This window comes from Robinsoniella sp. RHS (genome assembly GCF_001029355.1).
In the GTDB taxonomy this organism is placed as follows: Bacteria; Bacillota; Clostridia; order Lachnospirales; family Lachnospiraceae; genus Robinsoniella; species Robinsoniella peoriensis.
The window spans coordinates 1-6,565 of the sequence record NZ_JNGB01000169.1; the positions used below are offsets into that span (position 1 = coordinate 1).

1 protein-coding gene is annotated in these 6,565 nt (G+C 45.3%); it reads right to left on the bottom strand.

Annotation, left to right across the window (positions count from 1 at the left end):
- The coding region (locus RHS_RS32160; protein ID WP_395023600.1) for an endo-alpha-N-acetylgalactosaminidase family protein at positions 1–6,536 on the bottom strand (6,536 nt) is incomplete at its 3' end.
- Between the last annotated feature and the right edge of the window lie 29 nt (positions 6,537–6,565).

Consider the following 6,565-nt stretch of genomic DNA (forward strand, 5'->3'; position numbering starts at 1 on the left):
TTTTGTGGCTTCGGCGCTTCTTTCTTAACAAATTTTGCGGTATATACGGTGTTCTGTAAAGCATTTATTGTATATTCCGGTTGTGATGATACTTTCATATCCCCTATATACCAGCCTTCAAATACATAGCCTTCCTGCGGATATGCCTTAATGGTTACCGCACTTCCATATTCTGCGGTCACGCTGCCGGTTACGGTTCCTCCGGCTTCTGCCACTGCCTGAATCGTGATCATTTCTTTTGGCTTTTCTTCAAATCGTGCTGTATACACAGCATCTGTTTCTGCCTTCAAGGTCAGGCTTGCCTGATCCGATACTTTTTCATCATTCAGATACCAGCCTTCAAATGTGTAGCCTTCATTTGGAAATGCCGTTATGGTAAATTCTTCACCTTTCTTAACGGTTCCGCTGCCGCTTACGGTTCCTGCCGTTTCATCTGCTGACTGTACGGTAATGTTCACCATTTCCGGCTGTGGCTCTTCTGCTTTTGTGAACCGCGCAACATAGGTGGTATCCTCTTTTGCTACCACTTCATACTCTGCATTTTCGGATACCCTGACATTATCCAGGTACCAGCCTTCGAATACATAGCCTTCGTTCGCTGCTGCAATAAGTTTTACCGTTGTTCCAATATCTACCGTTGCAGTCCCTTCTGCCGTTCCGCCTTCTGTTGCTTCAGCGGTAACCGTCACCTGCTGTACCGCATTTTTCGTAAACCGTGCAATGTATGCGGCATCCTCTGTTGCTTCTATTTTATATTCTGCCTGGTCAGATACTTTTGTTTCTCCCAGATACCAGCCTTCAAATGTGTAGCCTTCATTGGCTGTGGCAGTTATGGTTACTGTCTCACCAACGTTTACACTTCCGCCGCCGGATACCGTTCCTGCCGTTTCATCTTCAGACTGTACGGTAATGGTTACCCTGGCAGGTGCATTTTTTATAAATCTGGCAATATACTCTGCATCTTCTGCCGCTTCAATTTCATATACGGATTCACCGGATACTTTTACGCCTTCCAGATACCAGCCCTCGAAGGTATAACCCTCATTTGCCTTGGCGGTAAGGGTGACTTTTTCCCCTTCCTTAACTGTACCGCCGCCGGATACGCTTCCTGCTGCTTCATCTTCCGAACGGGCTGTAATTGTTACGTCTTTTAAGTCTTTTATAAACTTAGCTGTATAGACGGTGTCCTCTGTGATCTCCGGCGTAGTGATAGCAGGTTCCTCGCCTACCTTTTCTTCCCCAAGATACCATCCTCCAAATGTGTATCCTTCGTTGGCTTCTGCCGTCAATACCGCAGTTCCGCCCGCTTCCACATCTGTAGTCCCTTTCACAGTTCCGCCCTCTGCCGGGTCTGCCTGTGCAGTCACTGTATATTCACCTTTCACTATGGTAAATACGGATGTGCGAACTGCTTTTGCACCGTTTACTTCTGCGATAGCACGTACTTTTATAATGCCTGCAGAGCCAACTCGAAGCTCTGTTCCGGATATGGTTGCACCTGCAGCTCCTTCTGCAATTTCAAAGGAGTAGCTGATGTCCTCCTGGTCATGGCCTGGTGTCTCACACGGTACGAGCATTCCTTCTGCGGACAAGTTTACTGTAATCTGGTCTGCATTTTTCGGTATAACAATCTTGCGGTTGTCGAAAACCAGGCCGCTGAAAGTACACCCGCATGAACCCGGTGTAATAACCAGGCTGTCATCACCCGGCTCTTCCATTTCCACCGCTTTGTAGAATGCCATATACTGTCCGGAGATATATTTATCTGCTGGATCTGCATCCGGATAGGCTACATTTTCCATAGAATGGAGCACTCTCATCTGCAGCCTTCTGGCATCTACCGGCGCAAATGCAGCTGTCTTCTTCTCTTTATCTGCAGCCCATACAATATGTCCTTGCGGAACTTCCTGCCAGTCATCCTGATCTGCCGTGGTACTGTAGTACAGCTTAAATTCCTTGATAATTCCATTCGTTCCGTCCTGCCTTGGACGATATTCCAGCTTGCCAATTTTACAGATATCCCCAAAATCAAAGGTCAGCTTATTGTTAATTCCCTGTGCCATATTGATTCCGCCGCTCCAACTGCTGTGATAGATCGAATCATTATCTGCCAGCATGTTGGTAATTGGATATCCGGGCTGTGTACTTTCTGCCGCTGCTGCTTTTACTTCCACCTTTTCATATTCATAATCATTTTTCTGTGCCTGATATACATAGAGTTCAGCAGCTGAGACAAATCCACCTCCAGCCTGCGTAGCACGAAGCATCAGCCTGCGTGCAGTCACCACAGAGAACTTTGCGGTTTTCTTAGAAGCATCTGCTGCCCAGGTACCGCTTCCTCCCGGAACTTCCGTAAATGCACCCTCTTCATATGTTCCCGTTTCAGCTTCACTGTAGTATAATTTATATCCTGTAATAATTCCATTTGGACCATTTTTTCTTGGAACATATTCAAGTTTACCGATATCATACGTCCCGCCCAGATCAATGGTAATTCCATTATAACGGTCATTTGGAATATCTGCCTGTGGTGCATGACCATACGCAGTATGCCAGATTGTATCTTCATTTCCATCCACTGCATTGCTGCCTGGTCCATCTCCCGCTCCCGGAGTATTGTTCTCCTGACTTTCTGCAACAGCTGTTAATTCGTCACTTGGAATTTTTGTATAAGTAATTCCGCCTTCTTCCCACATAGCGGTCAACGTAGTATTACGTCCCGGCATACTGTAGGTATCACCGGCTTCGTATGTTTTATTACCGTCATTCCATCCGACAAAGTTATAATCCTTTCTGGTGTAAGGATTCTTTGGCAATACAATTGCCGTACCTTCTGATGCTGTGACTGCTTCCGGGTTTGTCCCTGTCACAGTTCCTTCACCAGGTGCAAAGCTTAATGTGTACTCCTGAATATCTGCTGCTTTCCCTTCGTCTACATAGAAATTATCAAAGATATATTCGGAAGCGCTCTGTTTTGTAAGGTCAATATAATAATCATCATAGTTACCGGTTGTAAAAGTTACTTTTACTCTTTCCTTCTGCCCGTATCCGGTACCGCTCAATGGTTTGAGTATCAGCGTTGCATTTTTTGTATCTTCTGCTGCCAGTGCCTTGTCGGATTTCACCCCAAGGACAACTGCATTTTGTGCCTTCGCCTTATAATCGATGCCTACCGTATAAGCTGTATTTGGTTTTAAGCGGACACGATGGGAAAGTGTCCTCATATAATCACCATTGCGGACTTTTAATGAGTAGCGTCCTTCAATTACATCATCTGTTAATGCAGGGTTAACCGTATTTATTTCAGATAAGTGACTCTGGTCTGACTCCGTTGACACAAACGGCCCGTATTCCTGGTCTACATTTTCAAAATCTTCAAAGAAATAATGGCTTCCCTGATCTGTCAGACCGACTGGTATCACGCGTACATCATCGATAGTTGCCACGGCATCCTCGCTGCCTGCATCAGCCTTGATCTTTATGACTGCCGATGTCTGCCCCTGTGGTTCAGTAAAGGTAAGTTTTACTCTCTGGAAATATTCTTTGTATTTATCTGTATGGTGAACACCATATATTACATTAGAACTATCAATATAGTTTGCTGCCAGTTCCCTGCCATTTTGATCTTCTACTGATATATGTACTTTTCTTCCGGCTGCCGTGCGGATCCAAGCAGACGCGGAGTAGCTCTGCCCACCGGTAAGCCCGTTCATCTCCTGTTCGATTCCGCCTTCTTCACTGCCTTTAATCTGAATCATTGTATTTCCGATACTGGTATCTGTAAATGTAACATTTGGATTATTATTGATATTTGTCCAACCATTTTCGAAAGTATGACTGTCAAATCCCATATCCTTTACCAGGCTGCCTGTGCTCCAGTCATAAGATGCCATATCCGGTATGTCTGCTGCTGCACTTCCCGGATATACCACGTATCCCTGCCTTGCATCTGCCGTGATGGTGACAGCACCGTTTGCCACATTGATGATCTGTTCATCTGTTTTTCCGGTAGATGTCAGTTTGTATAGTTTTACCGTAGTGTAATTCCAGTCTTCCGGAAGTGTCCAGGTTGTTTCCCCTCCGGCTTCATTATAATGGTAGATCTTGTCCTGTCCGTCAATCGTCCATGGGATGAAGATCTGATTGCCAATTGCCACTTCATTTCCATTCAGGCTGATCACATTCTTACCGTTTCTCATTTCTGTCACAACTTCATTGTTCCTGCCTAAAACCGCTTTATTATTATTGGTCCACTGGCTGATCGGATACTGGGCCAGAAAACGGTTCGGCAACAAATTCGTAAAGAAATCTCTCATGGTTGCATAGTAATCATCTGCTCCCTGCCAGCCGTTAAAACCATTGACACGTCCGCCCTCGCCGCGGAACAGGCTTGTTTGTCCGAAAATATCTTTCTGTCCGTTGTAGACAAAACGTACCATATTCCCCGCACCCGAATAAGTACTGTTAATATGGTGTGCCCAGGCACTCCTTCCTGTCATTTTCTCAGGATACTCTGTCGCTGCCGCTATTCCCTGGTCAGTCAGTTCGTTGATTGCTTTTTGCAGACGGTACGACGTCCAGCGGTTATCAAAATAAGTATCAACATAGATCAGTTTCAGTTTTCCGTTTGTATCTGAATTAAGCTGCTGAAGCCTCTGCTCCATATTGCCTCCCGGAATCGTACTTCCATCCATTAATATATCGTTTTCACGAATCATATTTACTGCGGAGTCATACCAGTTCCATGCACCTACTCCGGTATTCAGTTCATTTACTGCATACTGGCCCGCTTCCGGGTACATCTCCGTATGGTTGATATGCACACCAAAGTTTGCATTATATTTCTCACCTTCAGACAGCATGGTGTTAAAGTCTTCCAGACCTCCTGCACGGTTATTATAGTTTGCAAAGTCAGGATGGCTTGCATCATGCCCTTCCCCCTGATATCCCTTCAGGATAATCATCTGTTCAAATCCATCTGTTCCCAGATTAAACTTCTTAACATTATCTAAAATACGCAGGAACGGATATTGTGCTGCACTGCCCACGTTCATTGCCACGCTGGTGTAGGACTGCATAACATCTTCTGCCCCCGGAATCTTCAGATCTGATTCATCCGCATAGCAGTCATCCCTATACGCAATTGTACCATCCTGAAAGTCAATCGCACCATCTGCATTCCGGTCCGCCGTAATCGCAACCGCCGTATAAGGCTTCTCAAAATCTTTGTCATCCAAACCTTTCACCAGAAACTCATTTGTCCACAGCCCTGTTGTATAGTGGTCACCGTTTTTCATCGTCTGGTAAGCCACGCCGCTGTAATCTTTTGAAGAATCGTTCCGGATAGATGCCGCCAGCTCATTATTATTTACAACCGTAATAACTGCTGTCTTGTATGCCGGATCCTCTGCAGGATTTGCTGTCAGGTCTATACTGCTCTGGGTTCTGTTATCATTCACAGTCAGTGCTGCACCTGCCTGATCACTGCTTACAGATACCAGGCTGTGTTTTGGAAAATGAATGGTTTTAATCCCATCAGATATGTTTTCCAGGGTCATCACCATTACATTATCCCTCACCGTCAACACGGTATCAAAAGACATGCTGCCTGCTTCCATATGGTACGTTGCCTTGTTTCCCTCAATGTTTGAAGTCACGGCAGGTACATATGCCTTATTATTAATCTCCAGGGCATGGTACGGAACTTCCTGTCCCTGCATAACCTTGCCGTCCAGGTTATAGCTGATTACTCTTGGAAAATCAGCATCAACTTTTACTGACATCTGGTCTGAAGAAATTTCTTTTTCCGTAATACTGCCTGTTACAGGTTCAATAGTATTTGAGGAAGACACGGAAAATTTCCGGATACCGCCGCCGGAACCTTCAAAATACATGCCGGACTTTCCGGTATCCATGGTAATTTCCGGTACTTCACCATTAAAGATCTCTGCATCATCCAAAAATACCGTAACAACCTTTTCAACAACCCTTACGCGAAGCTTATAAGGTTTCAGACGTTTTGCATAAAGCCTCTGACCATCCCCGTAAGTGTTGCCGCTGGATAAAAGCGACACGGTACGACCGCCGCTGGTTTTCAGATACCAGGGCGATGTATTCCCTCCAACGCCGCCATTACCAATTACCGTATAGGAATCGGGTCCTGCATACCGTACAACTGCATAAAAGTTTCCATTATTATTTGCAGGGTCAATTTCAAATTCTACCTCCGTATTTTTAAGTTCCGGCGAGTTCTCATCGATTACCAGTTTTGTACCACTTGCAGGTACCTGAAGTTTTCCATCCCCCTGAGTCAATGTGCCCGTCCCGCTTTTAACCGTAAACCCGTCGATACTATCTTTTGAAAAATCCTTTTGGTATAATCCATCAGTGCCCTCCGGTCCACTCAGGTCAGCTGTGGATACGGACTTTTTCTCATCAGCGCCCCCTGCTGCGTTTGCCGGCATAACCGGCTGAACCGCCAGACAGGTACATAAAAACACCGGCAGAATCTTTTTCCATAACTGCTTCTTCTTCATACATTTACCTTCCTTTCCAATCATCTTTT